Raw genomic sequence first — 21,101 nt, 5'->3', positions numbered from 1 at the left:
TGACGGTGGAACAGTGAAAAAGGATTGCTGTTCCACCGCGGCCGTCTATGATTGATCCGACCGCCCGCGCCGTCCGCTCGGCTTCGGGGGCCCGCGCTGGCCGGTCTCAACGGAGCGACCGAGCGACGCGGTTTCCGACCGCCCCCCCCGTCGCTCGCGCGGACCTGCGTCCGGTCGGGCCGGGCGGGTGAGGGCCGAGCGCAAATTCTGATTGTGGTAAATACTCTCGATTAACTATACTTTTCGACGAAAATTTCGATCATATATGGATATACCATAGCCCTTCCTCGGTAATTCGGTGGAAATCACGACTGATACCGAGTGAGCGTATTAATTAGCTGTTAATTTCATCCTCTACTGATGCTTGACAGAGTCACCATCGATCAACTGGGCCTGAGGCCGAAACTGATCCTCGCGTTCGCTCTCGTTGCTGTGTTAGTCGGTGTGACCGGGGCCGTCGGGTACACGGCAGTTGGCTCCGTGGACGAGGAGGCACACCTGATCGCTGAAGACGGAGTCAAGATAGACGCGTCGTCGGAGATGGTTGTCGCCATCGAACGACAACGAAATGCGGTCCAATCGGCCCAACTGGGCGAGGCAGGCGCACAGCAACAGTTCGACGACGCAAGCGCGCTCTACACCGAACACGCGGAGCGACTCCGGGAGAGGGAGTTGACCGCAGAACAGACAGAGCGGTTTGAGACCCTCCAATCACAGCATCGGGAGTACAGTCAGCTCGGCGCGGAGTTCTTCGAGGCAAAGAGCGCCGGTAACGACGACCTCGCTGCACAGAAGTCGGCCCGGATGGAGGAGCTACGAGTCGGGATGGAGGAGGAGGCCCACCTCATCGCGGAATCGGCCCAGCAAGACCTCACTGCCCAGGTCGCCCTGGCTGACACCACCACGCAGAGCGCACAGATGGAAGTCATCGGACTCACGATCGGTGCGTTCGTCTTCGCCATTGTGATCGGGCTGTTCGTAGCCAGACGCATCACAAAGCCCATCACACAACTGACCGAGGCCGCGGTTGCGGCCAATAACGGGGACCTCACCACGGAGATCGATGACCACGTTGAGGACGACGAAATCGGACAGATGGTAACCGCGATCAAAGCGATGCAGCGAAAGCTCCGCGCGGTCTTCAGTGACCTCGATACTGTGAGCCGCAACCTCGAAACGGGGGACTTCCACCAGGACATCAACACCGAGTTCCCGGGGCAGTACGGGGAGATCATGCGACACCTCGACTCGGGGACAACCCAACTCACGACCAGTTTCGGGGAGATACAGAACGCGAGCAACAGCCTCCGGACGGGCGACCTAGAGCAGACCATCGAATCCGATAAGCCGGGGCAGTACGGCGCTGTCCTCGACGACCTCGAAGCGGGGACGGACACACTCTCGGACGCCTTCTCGCAGATCGCGACGGCGAGTGACGGGCTGAAGACCGGACAGCTCGGCCGTCGGTTCGAGACCGACTACCCCGGCGTGTACGGCAGCGTGTTACGAGACCTCGAAGCGGGGATCGACCAACTCAGCAACAGCGTGGGAACCATCCAGGACGTCGCCGATGAGGTGGCTTCCTCGAGTGACCTGATCGCAGAGAGCACCGAAGAGATCGAACAGGCGAGCCAACAGGTCGCCGGCTCGGTCGAGGAAATCTCCCACGGCGCAGACACCCAAAGTGAGAATCTCGGTCAGGTTGCGGGGGAGATGAACGACGTGTCTGCGACCATCGAGGAGATCGCCTCCTCGGCAGACCAGGTGGCTTCGACGGCCGAGACAGCCGTCGAACGCAGCGAAACGGGCCAGGAGTACGCGGCCGAAGCGACCGAGGAGATCAGTGCCATCGAAGCGCAGGCGGACGACGCGGTGGGGCAGGTCAAGACACTCGACGAGAAGATGGAGGAGATCGGAGACATCGTCGATCTGATCACCGGGATCGCCGAACAGACCAACATACTCGCGTTGAACGCGTCCATCGAGGCGGCCCGGGCCGGAGCGGCCGGCGATGGGTTCGCGGTCGTGGCAGACGAGATCAAGGGCCTCGCACAGCAGGTCAGTGACGCGACCACGGACATCGAAAACCGGATCGCGATGGTCCAGTCGACGGCGGGCGACACAGTCGAGGGGATCGAAGCGATGCGGAACCGCGTCGAACGGGGATCAGAGACCATCGAAGACACGATCGAGATGTTCGATGAGATCGCAACGGCGGTCGACGACGCCGAGGCGGGTATACAGGAGATCAGCGAGGCCACCGAAGACCAAGCAGCGTCGTCGGAGGAGGTGGTTGCGATGGTGGACGACGTGTCGAGCGTGAGCCAGCAGACCGCCGCAGAAGCCAGCGACGTCTCGGCGGCAACCCAAGAACAGACCGCCTCGGTCTCGGAAGTGAGCACGAACGTCCAACAGCTCTCTGCAATCGCGGCCACCCTCGACGACAACGTTTCCGAGTTCGAAACTCGATCCTGAGGACGGACGCCGGGCTACCCCCTCCGGAAAGCCGATACCGAGGCCAACACGTGGCGTTTCGAGTACAACGGCGACGATGCAGCAGCGCTGCGAAGGAAGTGACGAGATGAACACTAGACAGGGACGGTTGAATACGGTGATGTCATTGATGTTTGCCATCATCAACATAGAACCGCTGTGTGAACCGCTGTGACCGTGACTCAGCGTCTATTCAACACAGCAACTTAATCCGGTCTGGTGCCGAGGGCGATTTGAGAGCAGCACGGCGAACCTGTCCGAGACCACGCTCCCCGTCGTGTAGTCGGTCGAGTTCCTGTTTTTCAGTGAAGTACTCCAATACCTCTTCGCTCTCTGCGTCGTCGATTGCTTCGACGACATCGTCTGTGCTCGACCAAGAACCCCAATATCCTTGTTTGGCGGTTCAACAGTCTAAATACCAGTCTCCGGTTCGCGGGCCGGACTCAGAGCTCGAGCCCGCGGATCGCGACGCCGGACCCGGACGCGACGCGACCGATCACGCGCCCGTCAGTGCCGGCCGCGAGCGCCGCGGCGTCGTCGGGGGCAAGCGCGCAGACGAACCCCGTGCCCATGTTGAACGTCCGGTGCATCTCCGCGTCGGCGACCTCCCCTGCCGACTGGACGAACTCGAAGACCGGGTGCGGGTCGAACGCGTCGTCGACGACGTACCGGTTGTCGCCCAAGCGTTCGAGGTTGGTCCACCCGCCGCCGGTGATGTGGGCGGCGGCCCTGACGTCGTGCTCGCGCATCGGACTAAGCAGGTGCGTGTAAATTCGAGTCGGTTCGAGCAGCGCCTCACCGAGGGTGTCGTAGTCGCCGAACGGACAGGGGGTGGTGTACTCGTGTTCGCGGGTGCTGGCAGTCCGAGCGAGCGTCAGCCCATTGGAGTGGATCCCCGACGAGGGGAACCCGACCAGGGCGTCACCGGGTTCGGCTACTCCGGGCAAGACCGCGTTCTTCGCGACGAGGCCGGCGCAGGTCCCCGCCAGGTCGAGCCCTCGGATCACCTCGGGCATCACCGCGGTTTCGCCGCCGACTAGCTCCAGACCCGCCTCGTCGGCGCCGGCTCGCAACCCCTCGCCGACCTGTTCGGCGAACGCTTCGTCGGGTTCATCGACCGCGAGGTAGTCGACGAACGCCACCGGCCGGACGCCCGCGGCGACGAGGTCGTTCGCGTTCATGGCGATACAGTCGATCCCGACCGTCGAGTAGTCTCCCAGTGCTTCGGCGACAAGGAGCTTCGTCCCGACTCCGTCGGTCGCGAGCGCGAGGTACCGGTCGCCGATGTCCAACAGGCCGGCGTAGTCGCCCTCGCTCCCGCCGACGGCACCCACGAGCGCCGCGGTCGCCGCCTCGCTCGCGCCGATGTCGACGCCCGCATCGGCGTACGTCAGCGAGTTGGCATCGTCGTCTGCTCCCGCGCTGTCTCCGTCGTGACTCTCGGTCCCATCCGGGCGGTCGTCGGTCATACCACAACCCCCGGAACGCGCACGCAAAATACGTCCGGTCCGCGCGGGTGACCCTCGTGAGGGCCTGGCAGCGACGGCGGCCGCCGCTGTCGTACCGCCAGCGTGTCGCGACTCCGGGTCCGCGGTGGTGCACGCTGTTCTCGCGTGCAACTCGGAGATACGGACACAGATGTGTTTTTGAACGGTTTACGACGATTTGAGAGGGTTATGAAACGTCGGTGAAACGTCGACTGCGGCGGTAAACCGTCGCGAAACGAGTGAAGCCTCTGTGCGTTATATGTGGGTCCCCGCCCTACCGGAGAGTGAGCCGAAACACATGTCTCACGTCCCCCGCTCCTCCGATCTCCCGGTCGAACGCGACAGCCTGCGTCGCGCCGGTCGTGCCGTGAGCGACACGGTCCGGACCGCCCTCCGGAACGTGCAGGTCGCGAGCTTCTGGGCCGCGATCGTCCTACCGGCCGCGTATCTCCCCCTCCTCGCCGGCGGCCTGACGGGTAGCGAAGCGCTCCTGTTCGTGGCGCTTGTCGGCGTCAACGCCGGGGCGTTCGTCCTGGGCCACGGCTACCACCCGGTGGGCGAGGAGTAGCCGACGCCCTCTCCACTCGTCGGGTCGCTACCGCCACAAGGATGTCCCGGACACCACCGAACCGGGACCTGGCCGTACCCGTTTGTCAGAATCCGAACCCGAGCAGGAACGCGCCGACCGTTAGGGCCAGTGCGGGAATAAAGAACCCGGCAAACACCGGCTTGCTCCACCCGAGGACCGTCTTGCCGTCGAGCGGACCAAACGGGAGCATGTTGAACGCCGCCAGAAAGAGGTTGATCACGAGCCCTCGTGACCCGACCAAGGCGAGAAAGCCCGAGTCGACCGCTGTTCCGGCGACGAATACTGGGATGAAGAGAACGGCCAGCCCGACGTTTACCGCCGGACCGGCTAGCGCGATGAGGCCGTGTTCGCGCCGAGTCAGCCGCCCGCGGTGGTAGACGGCGCCGGGTGCGGCGAAGATGAATCCCGCGAGCGAGCTGACGACTGCCAGAAACAACATACCGTAGTCCGCGCGGAACTCCGCGATCTGGCCGTATCGGATCGCCACAACCTTGTGGGCGAGTTCGTGGATCAGAAAAGCGGTGCCGGCGGTCAACAGGCTGAGGAGCACCGGGGCCACCACGCCGCCGCCCGAGATGGCGTCGACCGCTCGCTGGCCGCCGCCGGCGAAGAAGATGGCGAACGCGATCCCGAGAGCGGCCCACGCTAGTCCCAGATCCCGGAGTTCGCGGGCGCTGAAGGAGAGTCCGGAAACGTTCACACGACCGCCCCCCACACGATCTCCCACCCGTTCTGTGCGCCCTCAAAGAGCAGCCGCGTCACTCCCGTCGCGCCGCCGAGGTCAAGCGCGAACAGCGGGAGCAGGTACGCAACGAACAGCGCGGAGGCGATGATACTCCCGATGTTGGTCGCGGCAACGATCACGATCAGGCGGAACAGTGGGACCCCGAACATGTCCGAGACCAGTTCGGGGATTGGCCGCTCCTCGTCGGCGAGGATCTGGTTTAGTGTCCCGATATCGGAGACGTTCACCGGCGTGTACTGGAGTTCGACGTACCCCGCGAACCACCCCGGCGCCAAGAACGGGTTGATCGAGGTCATCCACGCGACTGCGCCGCCGGCGAGCGACGACAGCCACCTCGCGCCTGCGCCCTTCGCCAGCCCCGCCGCGAACACCCCGTTGATCAGGAACCACGCGCCGAACAGCCGGAGCAAAGCCCCGTCGCCGGCCGACGACAGCGCCAACAGGGCAAAGAAGCCGATCACGACGACGGAGATGCCGGTTCCGACGATCTTAGCCCACGGGATTCCCCGGCCGCTGGTGCCGGTTAGCGACGCCATCGGCGGAAGCTCGGTCGGGTTGTTGAGGTATCGCTCGATCCCTTCGCGGTGACCCGCGCCGACGACAGCGACCACATCGGCCCCGGTCTGCCGGAGCGCCACCAACTTGTGGGCGATGAACGCGTCGCGCTCGTCGATCAGGGCGGCGGCGCCGCCCGGGGAGAACTGCCGGAACTCCTCCATCATCGCAGTCACCACGTCGGTGTCGGTCAGTTCTGCCATATCGAACTCTTCGACGTCGTCCGGTTCAGTGCCCCCAAAGGCCGCGGCGAACTGCCCCAGGAGTCCCCCGACGGCCACGCCGCCGAGGACCCCCAGCGCCATACTCCCCACAACGCGGACGGTAAACGGTCCGAGGGAGTCGACGATGGGCGCCGCAAGCCCCAGTCCGACGCCGGCGACCGCACCGACTGCGATCCCCCCGCCCACCGCGACACTCGCGCGGTCGGCCGCCGAGAGGACCGACCCACCGAACAGCCACACAGCGGCGGCGACGCCGACCGCGAGCACGGCCCCCCCGGTAACCCGCGACAGGATCACGGCGTCGAGCCCGACGGTCCCGCCGAAGATCGCCACGAACGGCCCCAGAAGCAGTCCCAACACAACCCCGGCTGCAAGCCCGACCCCGCGGCTGTCGCCGAGCCCGAACGCTAGCCCGCCGATCATCCGGAGCTTCTCGACCGAGCTCATGGCCGACCAGAACCGCCGCATCGTCTCGTTGATGTCGCGGTCGACGAGGGCGACGTCGATGTCTCCTTCCTCGGCTGTCTCGACCGCCGAGAGCATGTCCGCACCGGGAGTCACGTCGAACTTCTCGCCGAGCCGCGTCTGGACGTACGACAGCATCCAGTAGGCGATGAACTGAAAGACGGTGTTGCCGCGGAGCAGGTCGCCAGGCGTGATATCGTCTGGCTCGCCGCCTTTGAGCTGGCGGTATCGCCCCTCGTCGAGTTCGACCGCCACAACGTCCGGCCGCTCGGCCTCGATGGTGTCTTCGACCTCCCGAACGCTCTCCTCGGAGACGTGGGCGGTGCCGACAACCCGGACGCGACCCTCGCCGGCCGCTTCCTCACTCATTGGCCTCTCTACCGCGGCGCGGTTTTTACTACTGTCGGAGCGTCGCGGGAGCCGATCCAGTGCCGCGACCGTCGGTCGCAAAGCGTAGATTTCCACCCTTCAGGATTGACCTGCCCGGTCAACACCGGGTGGGAAGCCCACGAGTTTAGTCGTGAAAGTGCGTCACGTGAGAACACGGGACAACCACCCGTGTGCGGTGAGCACTGCCCCGCGTCGTGCTGCGGTTGCCCGGTACGTCGGCGCGGTGGACGGCGGTGTGCCGGCTGTTCGCCACTCCAGTCTCTCTTCGGCCGACGTCTTGTACCGGGGCGGCTCCCCCGCCACAGCATTCACTCCCAGACCGACGACCGCTCGCGGATCCGACCGAACGTCTGACGGGCCCACGAGACGAATGGCTCCCCGTCGCCGTCGGCGCTCGCGACGAGGTTTCCCCCATCGTCGTACGCACCGAGATACGCGTGGCCGTCGACGAGCACCACCCCGAACGCCACCGGCTGCGGGGAGACGTACAGTGTGAACCCAGAGAGCCGCTCGGCGCGCTCAAGCGCCTCCGGATACTCCGCGGCGGACGTCTCTAACACGTCTTTGTCGACGACGAGGTCGACGTCGCTCTCCTGCCCGATAGCCCCGGTGACGGCCTGGTTGTACACCCGGCTCACGATCGGCGTAACCCCTCGAAGCGTATCGACCCGGTCGCGGTCCATAAGCTCCAGAAGGCGGTTGATCGGACTGTGGGGGTTCTCGGGAGTTGCACGCGTGTGAGTCGCCCCCGCCAGCGTCTCACACGTCAATCCCTCTGTGGATCCATCCAGGTTCGCGAGGAGGTGCCGGAACCGGTCCGCGACGTCCAAACACTCCTCGAACTGCGCGTAGCTTTCGGCGACGATGTCGCCGGCTCGGGTGAGCCGGTATCTGTCGGTGTCGGGCACCTTCTCGGCCCACCCGCGGTCGGTGAACTCCGACACAGTCCGCTGTGCCGTCTCACGGGCGCACGAACACCGGTCGGCGAGATCGCTCGGCCGTCCGGGTGTGGACCGGAGCGTCCGAAGCAGGTCGATCCGGACCTCCGAGCCCACCAGAAACGTGATGTCCTCACGCGCACTCATCAACGGCCCGTTCGGTCGTGGCGGTCTTATACTGTCGGACGCCGGCGCACCGTCGACCCGGGAGTCGGAGCCCCCGGCTCATACTGGTCACTCTCACCGTGTACCGCCGAGCGCTACCCCCGTTGACCTCACTTGACGGTACGAGACGGGAGTAACCACTATCACCCCAGCAGGCCGAGGTCGTCGATCCGCTTGACGATCTCCTCAACCGCGGTTTCGGCGTCATCGGTCCGCTTCCCCCCAGTGATGACGATCTTCCCCGAGCCGAAGAGCAGGATGACGACCTCCGGGTCGTCCATCCGGTAGACCAGCCCCGGGAACTGTTCGGGTTCGTACTCCACGTCTTCGAGCCCCAATCCAATCGCGAGAGCGTTGAGGTTGAGGCTGTGGCCAAGGTCGGCGCTGGAGACGATGTTCTGGACGGTGATCTCGGGATCCTCGTCGACCGGAATCGACAGTCCACGAAGCTTCTCGAAGATGATCCCGAGCGCCTCGTGGACGTCGTTGATACTCTTGGCGCCGGTACACACGATCTTCCCCGACCGGAAGATGAGTGCGGCGGCTTTCGGCTCCTGTGTCCGGTAGACCAGCCCCGGAAAGTTGTCGGGGTTGAAATCCGCCCCTGGGAGGTCCTCCGCGAGGGCCTCGAGGTCGAGTTCCTGCCCGATCCCAGTCGATGCGACGACGTTCTGAATCTCGATTGAATCTGCCGGCGTGGTCATACTCTGTTGTATTATTTCTTGCCTTCCTTATAAAAGCCCCCCTTATAAAGAGTGGGCGACGGCCGGCGGGCACGCGTGATCACGCGAAAGTCGGCGGACAAACTATCCCGGTAGGACCGGAAGGAGCCGCGGTCTTGCTACTGTCGGCTATAACTACGTGAAGATTTTCGACACCCCGGGGTGTCGAAATACGTCACGCGACTATAGCCGACAGTATGAGAACGTTGACCGACCACACCCCGTCTCCCCGCCGCTTCCATCGGGATCACTCCGCACCACACAGTACTCGGCCGGTTCCGTCAATACTTATGCTTCGGCGCACTCGTGGCAGGGTATGAGACTTCGGACCGTACTGAACGAATACAAGCGCGACCGCGACGGGCGGTTCCCCGGGGAACTCCCGACCGTCGAGGGTGCGTTCTCCGGCCACGGGGATCGCCTGGTCCACGTGGACGGCGGCGGTGCGCTTCGCGACTACTCCTCGTCGCTCTCGGGGCTCTACGGGATCGACCGCTCCCGGTTCGCCATCGAAGCCAACGGGGAGACCCGGTGGTTCGACGACCTCGACCCGGTCCGCCAACACTACTACCGCGAGACCAGCCTGGTCGAGACCGAGTACAACGCGGGGTCGTACACCATCCACCAGTACGACCTGACGCTCGGCCGGGCCCACGTCACCCACGTCGAACTCAGGGGCGCGATCCCGACCGACGCCCACCTGACCGCCTTTGTGACGTTCGCCCCGGAGGGAAGAGAGACACAGGTTGGTCGGCTCATCCACGACGACGGGGGCCCATACGACACCCAGGCAGTCGAGGTGTTTCATCGGAACGAACACGACTACGTCACCGCCTCTACCGGCCTCGACGACGTCCGCGCGCAGGTCCCCGAACGCTTCGACGAACTCCTCTCCGAGGACGCGTTCGAGCTCCCGCGGGAGGCCGCGCTCGACCGCTATGAGGACACCCACCTCAGCGGCGACATTATTGTTTCCGCGCCTTTAGAGCGTCAGGGCCGCGGCGCCCGCGCGACGCTCGTCACCCAGCTGTCGGATCACAGCGAAGTCGAACGCGAGGAGGCGCTTGCGGACCTGTGTCACTGTGCGCTGTCGCACACCGCCGCCGCCGACATCCGGGCTGCGGCCCGGGAGCGCGCGGAGGTCGCCGTCCCGGAGAGCGCCCCGCGCCAACAGACGGTCAGAGCAGATCTCCGCGTTCTGTCGCTCCTGACCGCACCCTCCGGTGCCCACATCGCTGCCCCCGAGTTCGACCCGTTCTACACGCATTCCGGTGGCTACGGTTACACGTGGTTCCGCGACGAGGCGGAGTGCGCTCGCCACCTGCTCCGCAGCGACGACCTGCTCGGGTTAGACTCGATGTCGGAACTCTCGACGCTCGCGACGTTCTTCTGTAGCACGCAACTCGACGACGGATCGTGGCCCCACCGGGCGTGGGCTGTCGACGGCACGCTGGCCCCCGGGTGGGCGAACGCACGGGTCGAGGGCGCCGACGGCGTGGAGTACCAGGCCGATCAGACTGCGAGCGTGGTCTCGTTTCTCGCGACGCTTTTGGCCGAGCACGGGACCGACATCTCGCCCGCGCTCGCCGGCCGGGTCCGCCGGTCGATCCGGGCGGGCGTTGACGCCCTCGACGACTCACTCGCCGCGGACGGCCTCCCCGAACCCTGCCAGAACCTCTGGGAAAACATGATCGGGCGGTTCACCCACACCGCGGGCACCTTCCTCCAAGCGTACGCGACTGTCGCGGCCGCACCGGTCGACGCCAACCTCTCGGACCGCGCTGAGGCACAAGCGAGTGCGGTCTTCGAGGGTCTCGACCGGCTGTGGGACGACGACCGGGGGGTGTACGCGCTCCGGCTCCGTGAGGAGAGCCTCGATTCCCGGTTGGACTCCGGGACGTTCGCGCTCGTGGAGGCGTTCGCGGCGTACGACCGGATCGAAGCCGTCCCGCCGGCGGCGCTCTCGCGGCTCGAGACCCACGTCGAGACCACGCTCGACGGACTGTACCGCGAGCCGGTCGCGGGCGAGGACGGCGTGGCCGGGTTGGTCCGGTTCGAGGACGACCCCTGGCGGTCGGCCGACCAGGCCGGCGAGAAGCTGTGGTCGGTGTCGACCGCGTGGGGTGCCCACGCCGCCGCGGAGCTGTCGGGCGTCCTCGACGCGCACGACCGGCCCGACGACGCCGAGGCGTTCCGTTCGCGGGCCACGGAGCTCTACGGATGGGTGGGTCGAGACGGCCCGTTCAGCACCAACGCGGGCTACCTCTCGGAGCAGGTCTTCGACGACGGGACACACGACAGCGCGACGCCGCTGGCGTGGTCTCACGCGATGCGACTCCGCCTTACCGGGACCCTCGCTGCGGCGGACGCCCTGCCCGCCCCGAAGCCCGCGCCGTCCGGGCCGGGTGCCCGACCCAACTGGACCACCGGCGAAAAATACGGGATCGGGACGGTGGCCGACCACGACTCGTCGGACCCTTCGCGTATATGGTACACCCTGACTGAGGGGTCGCTGACGGAGGTTCGGTTCCCGCGGGTCGACCTCATGAACCTCCGAACGTTCGACATCCTGGTTGTGGACGCGGCGTCGGACGCCGGCTACACCGCCCGGACCCACAATGAGACCCGGCGGGACGACGACGCCGACACCATCGACCGCCGGGCGGAGGTCGTCGAGGAGGACGCTCTCCTGTTCCGGCACGTCGTCACTGAGACCGGCGACGGCCGGGGTCACGAGTGGACGCTGACCGCGGAGTACACCACCGACCCCAAGCACGACACGCTGCTCGTAGATATCGACTTCGACGCCGCCGACGGGAACGAGTACGAGGTGTACGCGGTGGCGGACATGGCGCTGACGAACACCGGCACCACGGATCGCGGCATCAGGCTCGAGGGGTCGAACGGCTACCAGCTCGTGGCTCGCGACGCGGAGGCGTACGACCAGGAGGGCACGACCGATCCCCTCCTCATCGACGAGGACGGCGAGGAGTACTCCGTTGCGGCTGCGATGTCGCCGCCCGGGGGGTTCGAGTGGGCGACAGTCGGGGTCGGGGGGTCGGAGTTCCTCGGGGAGCTGTTTTCGGCGGGAACCGCGCCGTCGCCCGAGCGGAGCGTCGACGACGAGAACGTGGTGCTCGTCGGCCGGATCGGAACCGGGGCGGGTGTTGCCGACACCGTGGCGGTCGGGTTCGCGGAGAACGCCGACACCGCGGCCGCACTCGGCGAGGCGGCGGGCGCACTCAGCCGCGGGTACGAGACCGCCCGGGCGGCCTACCTCGACTCCTGGGAGCGGTTCCTCGGTGACCGGACGATCCCGGCGTCGGTGCGCGACGACGACACCCTCCGGGCGCAGTACAAGACCGCGCTCATGTGTCTCCGCGCGGTGGAGGACAAGACGTTTCTGGGTGCGGGAATCGCCTCCCCGTCGGTGCCGTGGGGAGAGGCCGTCACCGCCGAAGAGTCCCGCGGGTACGGCTACAACTTCGTGTGGTCCCGCGACCTCTATCAGGTCGTCACCGCGTTCGACGCGGCCGGCGACGTCGACATCGGCGTCCAGGCGCTCGAGTATATCTACGAGTACCAACAGGACGACGACGGGTTTATCCCGCAGAACACCTACCTGAACGGCCGGACCCGGTGGGGCGGCGAGCAGATGGACAACATCTCGTTCCCGCAGGTGATCGCGTGGATGCTCAGAGACCGCGGGTTCGAGTTCAACGCCGTCGACTACGGGTATCGTAACATCAAGCGTTCGGCGGACTACGTCGCGCGGAACGGCCCCGAGAGCGCCCAAGAGCGGTGGGAGGAGGAGGCGGGCTACTCCCCGTCATCGATCGCCGCGGAGATCGCTGGGTTGGGGTGTGCGGCCGACATCGCGGCCGATGAGGGCCACGACGCCGACGCCGTGGTCTGGCAGGCGTTGGCCGACGAGTGGACCGACCGCGTTGAGGCGTGGACCGCCACCACGACCGGCACCGCGCGCCACGACAACACCCCCTACTACGTCCGGATCACCCGCGACGGCGACCCCGACGCCGGCCACCTTCGAACGCTCGCGAACGACGGCCCCACGCTCGACGAGCGGGAGATCATCGACGCCGGCTTCCTGGAGTTGGTGCGACTCGGGATCAAGCCCGCCGGCGACGAGGTCGTGCGGAACTCCATCAGGGAGGTCGACGACACCCTCCGGGTCGACACGCCCCCGGGACCGGGGTTTTACCGGTACAACGGCGACGGCTACGGCGAACGCGCGGTGGTCGAGGAGGGCGCGCCGTGGTCGGTCGAGTCCAAAGGGAAGGGTCGGCTGTGGCCCATCTTCACCGGCGAGCGCGCCGAGTATGAACTGGTCTACGGCACGGAGTCGGGCGACCTCGCCCCGGAGGCGATGCTGGAGACGATGGCGGGGTTTGCGAACTCCGGCCGCATGCTCCCCGAGCAGGTGTGGGATCGCGAGCACGCCACCGAGTTCAACTGGGAGTTCGGGAGGGGAACCGGCGCGGCCACGCCGCTGGCGTGGTCGATGGCGCAGTACGTCCGGCTGGCCCACGGCGTCGACGCCGGCAGTCCCGTAGAGCTCCCGTCGGTGCTCCGCGACCGGTACGTCGAGTCCGACCGCCCCGACGGGCCGGAGCTCCGCGTCGACACCCGGTTCGAGGGCGACCAACTGGTGGTGTCGGGGTCGACAGACGCCGCGACCGTTGCGGTCAGGACGCCTTCGAAGTCGACGATGCTCACACCGTCTGAGGGGTCCTTTGAGGCGTCGTTCGGGTTCGACCACGACGAGAGCCTGGTCACGGTCGCGGCCGCGACCCACGAAGACCTCGCGGCCGCCGGCACGAGCGTCGAACGGATCTGGTTGTAGCGGCCGTCGGGCACCCACCCGCACCGCGAACACCCTCCGCCCACACGCCTTTTGTCCCGCCGGCACCTCCCACGTGTATGGCAACCTACTCGCGGCTGACCCGCGTGGCCGCACCGCTCGATGAGGTGTGGGAGTTCCACTCCCGGATCTCGGGGTTGGAGGCGCTGACACCCGACTGGATGAACCTCCGGGTCGAATCCGTGACCGGCCCCGACGGCGACCCCGACCCCGAAGTTCTGGAGTCGGGCGCGGAGATCCAGATGTCGATGCGGCCACTCGGCGTCGGCCCCCGGCAGTCGTGGACGTCGGTCATCCTCGACCGCGAGTTCGACGGCGACACCGCGAGGTTCCGCGACGAGATGCGCGGCGGTCCGTTCCAGACGTGGGTCCACACCCACCGGTTCGTCGCCGACGGCGACGAGACCATCGTCGACGACGAGGTGGAGTACGAACTCCCCGGCGGGAGTGTCGGCCGGACAGTGTCGCCGGTCGCGGTTGTGGGCTTCGAGCCGATGTTTCGGGCACGGCACCGCACGACAAAGGAACTGCTGGAGTAGCGGCGTCGACGACCCCGTCCGGGTCCGCCACTGGGCTGGTGGCTGTGAGAGACCGCCTTCGGGGGAGCACCCGTGACGGGCCCTGACCCCCGTCGACGGCCCCAAGCGTGTGGGGTGTGCTATCACAATAGTTTACTTCGACGGCTCCCAACGGAGTTGTAGATGCGACCAGGGAGGCACACAATCGGAGCGGCCGGGGGGCCGTCGATCACCCGGCGCCAGTGGCTTACAGGCCTGGGGATGGGCGCAACAGCCGGCCTGGCCGGGTGCTCCGCGGACGACGACAGCGGTACCGAAGCGACCGACGACGGCGACGGCACCGGGTCTGAACCCGACGGAACGCCGTCGGTCTCGGGGACCTACGACACGGTCATCCCGTCGTCGTTCTCCACGCTGAACCCGCTGTACAACACCGGGTCGCGTGCGGGGACCGCGATCGGCCGCACGCTCGACCCCGGATACACCTTCAACACCGACGGGGAGTACTTCCCGCTGTTGTACGACCTTTCGACCGACGACGGTGGGAGCGTGTGGGTGTTCGACATCCGCGAGGGGTTGTCGTTCACCGACCCCTACGGCCAGGTCGACGCCTCGACGTTCGTCTACCAGATCCGGGAACTCCACCAGACCGACTGGGCGGCCACCGCGGCGTCGGCCGACTGGACCGGGATCACCGTCGAGGAGACCGGCGAGTTCCAGTTCCAGGCCGAACTCCCGGAGCCTCGGCTGCTGTGGCCGGAGTCGTACGACCCGCTTTTGTACCCGGTCCCGACGGACATCGTCGACCCATACGTTGCCGATGAGGACGTCGAAGGTCTTCGGCAAGAGGAAGCGCTGCTGGACCTGTCGTTCACCGGCAACCTCGGTGGGTACACCCTTGAGGAGTGGGAGCGCGGCGCGGGGACGACCTACTCGCGGAACGACGAGTACTACCTCCGTGACATCGGCGAGGGGCCGGAACTGTTCTCGAACGCGCCGTATTTCGAGGGGGCGTCGATCGATGTCGTCGAGGAGCGCGCCTCCCGGCTTGCGGCCTTAGAGACCGGCGAGGCCGACTCCGCGGGCATCCCCCCCGAGCGCTTCTCGGAGTTCGAGCAGAACCCCCGGGTCAGCACCTACCGGATCCCCCAACCGTTCAACCGGATCCTGTCGGTGAACATGCGCGACAACGGGTGGAACGCCGGCCCCGGAAACCTGTTCAGACACACCGCGTTCCGGCAGGGACTCGCCGCCGCGATCGGTAAAGAGGAGCTGATCGCGGGGATCTTCCGGGGACTGGCGCAGCCGCACTACACCTGGCAGCCGTCGTGGTCCGAGTGGCACCCCGGCGACGACGCGGTCACGCAGCTCGGGACCGGCGACCGGTACGGCGGGGAAGTCGCCCGCGGGCTGGTCGGGGACGCGATCGCCGACTCGGAGTTCGGCTACCGCTTCGACGGGAACGCGCTCGTCACCCCCGAGGGCGAGACGATCACGCTGGATCTGTACCACCTGGCCGGCGGAGAGACCTCACAGCTCATCGCGGAGTTCATCGGCGAGGAACTCAGTGATTCCCTCGGGATCGAGGTGACAATCGAGGCCATTGACGCCGTCCGGTTCCAGCAGGACTACTGGACCGCAGCCCCCCAGGGCGGCACTGACACCGTCGACGGCGAGGCGGTGTCGTGGGATCGACCGACGCCGAACAACCCGGGTCCACGGAGCGTCACCAGCGCCGAGTCGTGGGACATGTCGATCGTCTACGGGCTGAACACCTACCCGCTGAACCCGCTCACGAACGCGGCCTTCTTCGACGGCGCGGACGCGCGGTACAACCCGGTCGGCTACTACCCCGAGTTCGACGCCACGGGCGTCTTCGAGCGGGCGCGGAGCGCTGACTCCGAGGCCGCGCTCCAGGAACCGTTCACCGAACTGTTCCAAAACCTCGCCGAGGAACAGCCCTACGTGATGCTCGCGTTCGGCGACGAACTGTCCGGGTACACCCCTGACCTCGTGGGACCGACCGAGGACTTCTTCAACGGCTGGGACTTCCCGGCGTGGTACTTCGATGCGTGAGGCCGTCGGGCGTTCGTCAGCTCGAGTCACCCCCGGATCGACCGCCTCAACCCGACACCATTGACGATGGGGGTAGCCGGCTACGTTGCGCTCCGGGTGGGGTGGGCCGCGGTTGTGTCCGTTATCATCGTCACCGTGACGTTCGGCCTCCTGGCCGCCGCGCCCAACCCCTCGGTCCAGCAGGCCGCAACACAGGCGGCGCTGGAGGGCGGTGACCCACAGGAGGCCGTCGAGCGTGAGCGCCAGCTCCGCGGGCTCGACGAACCTCTGCACGTCAGGTATCTTGACTTCCTCACGGGCGTCTACACCCTCGAGTGGGGGTGGTCGGAGTACCGGAGCCAGCCGGTGACGACAGCGCTCGCCGACGCGGTCTTGTACACCGCACAGTACTCGATTCCCTGGACGATCCTGACGGTGCTTTTCGGCCCCCTGATCGGAGTATACTCCGCGGCCAACATGTACACCTGGCGCGACCACGCCGCGACCGGCTTCGCGTTCTTCGGGTACGCCATCCCGAACTTCTTTTTCGGGATCATCCTCCTGTTGATCTTCGGGGTGTGGCTGGAGTGGATTCCGATCGTTTTCCGGACCGAGGTGCCCGCGTTCAGCCTCGCGAACGCCCGCCAGTTGGCGATTCCGGTGTTCGTCCTGGTCACGGGTTCGATCGGTGCGATCATGCGCGTCTCCCGCAACGAGTCTGCGGCGTTTCGGAACGCCACGTTCATGAAGACCGCGAAGGCCAAGGGCGTCTCGCCGCTGCGGGCGTACGCCTACCACGTGATGCGGCCGACGCTCGTGCCGCTGTCGACGACGCTTGTGGGGCAACTGCTCGCGATCTTCCTCGGGTCGTCGCTGCTGGTCGAGGTCGTCTTCGGGATCCCCGGCCTCGGTCGGTTGACGTTCAACGCCCTGGTCGCACAGGACACCAACCTCGTGCTCGGGTCGACGCTGCTGTTTACGTTCCTCGCGGTGGTGGGCAACCTCCTCGAGGACCTGGCGTTCACCGTGCTCGACCCGCGAATCAGCTACGACGACAGGGAGCTATGAGTACTGACACGGACCCGAACGCGGAGGCGGACGCCCCCCGGTTTGACCGGGTGGACTGGGAGGCGTACGCCGGCGGCCGGACGGGACGGGTCTCGACCACCACGAAGCTGTTCGCGCTCACGGTTGCCCCCATCGTGGCGCTCGCGGGGTACGACCGGGTCGCCGCCGGCGAACGCGAGACAGTCTTCGACGCGTTCGCTGCGGCAACGGACCTCCCGTTGCAGGCGTTCGGACTGGATTTCGCGGTCACGGCGGTGGATTACGCCTTCGCGGCGACGCTCCTGCTGTTCGTGTGGTATCTGGTCGTGCCGTTGTTTCAGCACCCGCGGATCGCCAGCCACTACTGGCGCCGGTTCAAGCGGAACCGGCCCGCTTTGGTGAGCCTGGCGTGGCTGTTCGTTGTGTTCGGTGGCGGCCTGCTCGGGCCGCTCGTGCTGAACGCCCCCGAGCAGAACATCCTCGCGGGCCACCAGCCGCCGGTCGGACTCACGGTGGCCGAGGCGAATGTCCCCCAGTGTGTCGGCGAGGTCGCCGACGGCCGGTGTGGGGGCACCTGGGAGTACCCGCTCGGGACGACTCGCGGCGGCGTCGGGGTGTTCACGGGCGTGGTCTACGGCATGACGATCAGTATGAAGATCGCGTTCATCACGACCACCATCGTCGCCGGTATCGGGATCACCGTCGGGACCGTGAGCGCGTACGCCGGCGGGTGGGTCGACGAGGTGGCGATGCGCGCGGTCGACATCGTGCTGTCGTTCCCCACGCTCCTGTTTTTCCTCCTCGTTCTCTACGTCTACGGCGCGGGGCTCGGCATGTTCATCGTCGTCTTCTCGCTGTTCGGGTGGGGCGGCACCGCGCGGTACGTCCGGAGCAAGGCGCTGTCGGTCTCAGAGGAGGAATTCGTGAAAGCGGGGCGGCTGAGCGGCGCGAGCACCCGCCGGGTTGTGCGCCGGCACGTCGTCCCCAACACCGCAAGCAGTATTATCACCCAGCTAACCCTCCTGATTCCGGGATTTCTGTTGGCGGAGGCGCAACTCGCGTTCCTGGGACTCGGCGACTCCAGCATCGCGTCGTGGGGACAGCTGATCGCCGCCGGGCGGAGCGACCTCGCGTTCGCCCCGTGGATCGTGCTCGCGCCGGGGATCGTGCTGTTCCTGACGATCCTGGCGTTCAACTTCCTCGGCGACGCCCTCCTCGACGCGGTCGACCCCGAAGCGACCACGGAGGCCGAGCGATGACCGACAACGGCAGCGGAGCGACGGCCGACGGCAGCGGAGCGACGGCCGACGGCAGCGGAGCGACGGCCGACGGCAGCGGAGCGACGACTGACGACCCGCTCCTCGCGGTCGAGGGGCTCCGGACCACCTTCGAGACTGAGGCGGGTGACCTCGTCGCGGTTGACGGGATCGACTTCACCGTCGAGCGGGGCGAGACGGTCTGTCTGGTCGGGGAGTCGGGCTCGGGCAAGACCGTCGCGGTCGAGTCCCTGACCGGACTGATCGACCAGCCGCCCGGCCGGATCGAAGGTAGCGTCCGGTTCCGCGGCGCAGAGCTCACCGCCCTCCCGCCGAAGGCGCTCCGGCGCCACCGCGGCGCGTCGATCGCGTACGTCTTCCAGAACCCGCAGGACGCGTTGAACCACTGCTACACGGTGGGGTGGCAGCTGATCGAGGCGATCCAGGTCCACGAGGACGTCTCCGACGCGGCGGCGCGGGCCCGCGCGATCGATCTGCTTGACACGGTCGGGGTCCCCGACCCGGCGGGGCGGATCGACGAGTACCCCCACCAGTTTTCGGGCGGGGAGAAACAGCGGGTGATGATCGCGATGGCGTTGGTGACCGAACCCGACCTGCTCGTCGCCGACGAGCCAACCACCGCGCTCGACGTGACGACCCAGGCGGGGATCCTCCAGCTCCTCGACGACCTGAAAGCCGAGTACGGCCTGGGCGTCCTGTTCGTCACTCACGACCTCGCGACGGTGAGTCAGATCGCAGACCGGGTGGTGGTGCTCTACGCGGGGACGGTTATGGAGCGCGGACCCGTGGTTGACGTCTTCGAGCGGCCCGCCCACCCGTACACCCGCGCGTTACTCGCGTGTCTGCCGGGGAGAGAGAGCGACCTCGACGCCGTCGGCGGGGCCGAGCGCGGCGGGATCGCGGGGTCGCTGCCGGACCCGACAGCGCCCCCGGACGGGTGTCGGTTCGCGCCGCGGTGTGCCCACGCCGAGTCGGCGTGTTCGACCGGCGACCAGCCGCCCGAAGTCGCCGTCGGCGACGGCCACCGCGTGTCGTGTATCCACTACGACCCGGGCGATGATCCGTCGGCCCTCCCTGACCCCACCGAGTCGGCCGCCGAGGCGGAGCGATCGTCGGTGGAGTCGGCCCGACAGGATGTGATCGGTGATGAGTGACGCTCCGCTGCTGTCGGTCCGGGATCTGACGAAACACTACACGACCACCCGGGGTGGACTCTTCTCCCGGGAGACAAACCGCATCAGGGCCGTCGACGGCGTCAGCTTCGACATCCACCCGGGCGAGGCGCTCGGGCTCGTGGGGGAGTCGGGCTGCGGCAAATCCACCACCGCCTCGTCGGTTCTCCGGTTGACCGAGCCGACCGCCGGAGACGTCATCTTCAACGGTGGCGGCCGTGGCGGCGCCGGCCGGAACGACGACGGAACGCACCCGAACGACGTCACCCGGTTCGATCGGAACGAACTGAAAGCGTTCCGGCGGGACGCCCAACTGATCTTCCAGGACCCCGCGTCGAGTTTCGATCCGCGGCTGTCGGTCGGGGCATCGATCGCGGAACTGCCGTTAGTCCACGGCATGACCGACGCCGAACGGCGGCGGGCGATCGTTGAGGACCTGCTCGAACGTGTCGGACTCTCGGCGGACGAGTACGACCGGTACCCACACGAGTTCTCCGGCGGGGAGAAACAGCGGCTGGCGCTCGCGCGGGCGCTGGTTCTCAACCCGGATCTGCTCGTGGCCGACGAGCCCGTGTCGGCGCTCGACGTGTCGGTTCAGGCCGACATCCTGCGTCTGATCGACGACCTCCGGGCGGAGTTCGGGCTCTCCGTGCTCTTCATCAGCCACGACATCTCCGTTGTCCGGGAGGTCTGCGACCGGACCGCGGTCATGTACCTCGGGGAGATCGTGGAGGTCGGCCCCACCGAGGCGGTGTTCGAGACCCCCCAACATCCCTACACCGAGGCGCTTTTGTCTGCGGTTCCGACACTGGACCCACGGTCCAGCGGCGATCACATCCGACTGACCGGCAGCGTTCCCAGCCCCGCGGACCCGCCCTCGGGGTGTCGGTTCCACACCCGGTGTCACCGCGTTATCCAGCCCGACGGGATCGACCTCGACCAGTCGGTGTGGCGCCGGGTGCTCGACTTCCGCGAGCGGGTCGTCGCCGGCGAGATCGATTCGGCGTCCGTCCGAGAGCGGGTGCGGGTCGGCGAGGCCTCTCCCGGCCCGCCCGCCGGTCGGTCCGAGCGAGCGGCCGCTGACGACACCGAAGTGGGGGGACCAGACACCGACGACGCAGCCAGGGTGCGGGCGGCGTACGACCTCCCGGCGACGTTCCGGGACCCCGACGTTGACCGGGCGGTCGCGGACGCGGTCGCGGCGTTGCTGTCGGGCGACGACGCCCGCGCCGCTGAGACTCTCGCCGAGGCGTTCACGACACCGTGCGCCGACCACGCCCCAGAGTTCACAACCCACAGCGACGGACACAGAGCCGCGTGTCTCCGGCACCGCCCCGATCTCCCGGGTGGAATGGGAGTGTTCGACGCCGAGTGACC

General features: G+C 67.0%; 14 protein-coding genes. 9 read left to right on the top strand and 5 right to left on the bottom strand.

Annotation, left to right across the window (positions count from 1 at the left end; all coding sequences use genetic code 11):
• Positions 1-360: 360 nt before the first annotated feature.
• Positions 361-2,475, top strand: coding sequence for a methyl-accepting chemotaxis protein (locus IEX72_RS03080; RefSeq protein ID WP_188785916.1), 2,115 nt, complete (start codon positions 361-363; stop codon positions 2,473-2,475).
• 461 nt (positions 2,476-2,936) lie between these two features.
• Here IEX72_RS03080 and purM read toward each other — a convergent pair whose 3' ends face one another.
• A complete protein-coding gene (purM, locus tag IEX72_RS03075; protein ID WP_188785915.1) occupies positions 2,937-3,962 on the bottom strand; it encodes a phosphoribosylformylglycinamidine cyclo-ligase in 1,026 nt (341 codons plus the stop codon).
• A 316-nt stretch (positions 3,963-4,278) separates the two neighbouring features.
• Between purM and IEX72_RS03070 the strand changes: the two genes are divergently transcribed.
• Positions 4,279-4,548 (top strand): hypothetical protein, encoded by a 270-nt coding sequence (locus tag IEX72_RS03070; protein ID WP_188785914.1) that lies wholly within the window; start codon positions 4,279-4,281, stop codon positions 4,546-4,548.
• A gap of 85 nt (positions 4,549-4,633) precedes the next feature.
• Here the strand turns inward: IEX72_RS03070 and IEX72_RS03065 are convergent, their stop codons facing one another.
• From IEX72_RS03065 to IEX72_RS03050, 4 genes are all read right to left on the bottom strand, one after another.
• Entirely contained in the window at positions 4,634-5,269 is a 636-nt protein-coding gene (locus tag IEX72_RS03065; protein WP_188785913.1) for a zinc metalloprotease, read from the bottom strand.
• The gene (locus IEX72_RS03060; RefSeq protein ID WP_188785912.1) at positions 5,266-6,927 is read right to left on the bottom strand and encodes a TraB/GumN family protein; all 1,662 of its coding nucleotides are present in this window, start codon (positions 6,925-6,927) and stop codon (positions 5,266-5,268) included. Before IEX72_RS03060 ends, IEX72_RS03065 begins: the two co-directional genes overlap by 4 nt.
• 329 nt (positions 6,928-7,256) lie before the next feature.
• Positions 7,257-8,033 (bottom strand): helix-turn-helix transcriptional regulator, encoded by a 777-nt coding sequence (locus tag IEX72_RS03055; RefSeq protein ID WP_188785911.1) that lies wholly within the window; start codon positions 8,031-8,033, stop codon positions 7,257-7,259.
• A 161-nt stretch (positions 8,034-8,194) separates the two neighbouring features.
• On the bottom strand, positions 8,195-8,755 hold the full coding sequence (locus IEX72_RS03050; protein ID WP_188785910.1) for a TATA-box-binding protein: 561 nt from the start codon (positions 8,753-8,755) through the stop codon (positions 8,195-8,197).
• Positions 8,756-9,089: 334 nt separating this feature from the next.
• Here IEX72_RS03050 and IEX72_RS03045 point away from each other — a divergent pair, with 334 nt between their 5' ends.
• The 7 genes from IEX72_RS03045 to IEX72_RS03015 all read left to right on the top strand — a co-directional run bounded on the left by IEX72_RS03045 (position 9,090) and on the right by IEX72_RS03015 (position 21,099).
• The gene (locus tag IEX72_RS03045) at positions 9,090-13,637 is read left to right on the top strand and encodes a glycoside hydrolase family 15 protein (protein WP_188785909.1); all 4,548 of its coding nucleotides are present in this window, start codon (positions 9,090-9,092) and stop codon (positions 13,635-13,637) included.
• A gap of 77 nt (positions 13,638-13,714) precedes the next feature.
• A complete protein-coding gene (locus IEX72_RS03040) occupies positions 13,715-14,194 on the top strand; it encodes an SRPBCC family protein (protein ID WP_188785908.1) in 480 nt (159 codons plus the stop codon).
• Between the two features lie 162 nt (positions 14,195-14,356).
• Positions 14,357-16,249, top strand: coding sequence for an ABC transporter substrate-binding protein (locus IEX72_RS03035; RefSeq protein WP_188785907.1), 1,893 nt, complete (start codon positions 14,357-14,359; stop codon positions 16,247-16,249).
• 66 nt (positions 16,250-16,315) lie between these two features.
• Complete coding sequence (locus IEX72_RS03030; protein ID WP_188785906.1) at positions 16,316-17,296, top strand: ABC transporter permease; 981 nt, start codon at positions 16,316-16,318, stop codon at positions 17,294-17,296.
• On the top strand, positions 17,293-18,534 hold the full coding sequence (locus IEX72_RS03025; RefSeq protein WP_188785905.1) for an ABC transporter permease: 1,242 nt from the start codon (positions 17,293-17,295) through the stop codon (positions 18,532-18,534). Before IEX72_RS03030 ends, IEX72_RS03025 begins: the two co-directional genes overlap by 4 nt.
• On the top strand, positions 18,531-19,706 hold the full coding sequence (locus IEX72_RS03020; protein WP_188785904.1) for an ABC transporter ATP-binding protein: 1,176 nt from the start codon (positions 18,531-18,533) through the stop codon (positions 19,704-19,706). Before IEX72_RS03025 ends, IEX72_RS03020 begins: the two co-directional genes overlap by 4 nt.
• A complete protein-coding gene (locus tag IEX72_RS03015; protein WP_188785903.1) occupies positions 19,699-21,099 on the top strand; it encodes an ABC transporter ATP-binding protein in 1,401 nt (466 codons plus the stop codon). The genes IEX72_RS03020 and IEX72_RS03015 overlap by 8 nt, the downstream gene beginning before the upstream one ends.
• Positions 21,100-21,101: the final 2 nt, after the last annotated feature.

This window comes from Halobellus salinus (assembly GCF_014646875.1).
Lineage (GTDB): Archaea > Halobacteriota > Halobacteria > Halobacteriales > Haloferacaceae > Haloquadratum > Haloquadratum salinum.
The sequence above is the reverse complement of the archived record's forward strand: the minus strand, read 5'-3'. Positions and strand labels throughout refer to the sequence as shown.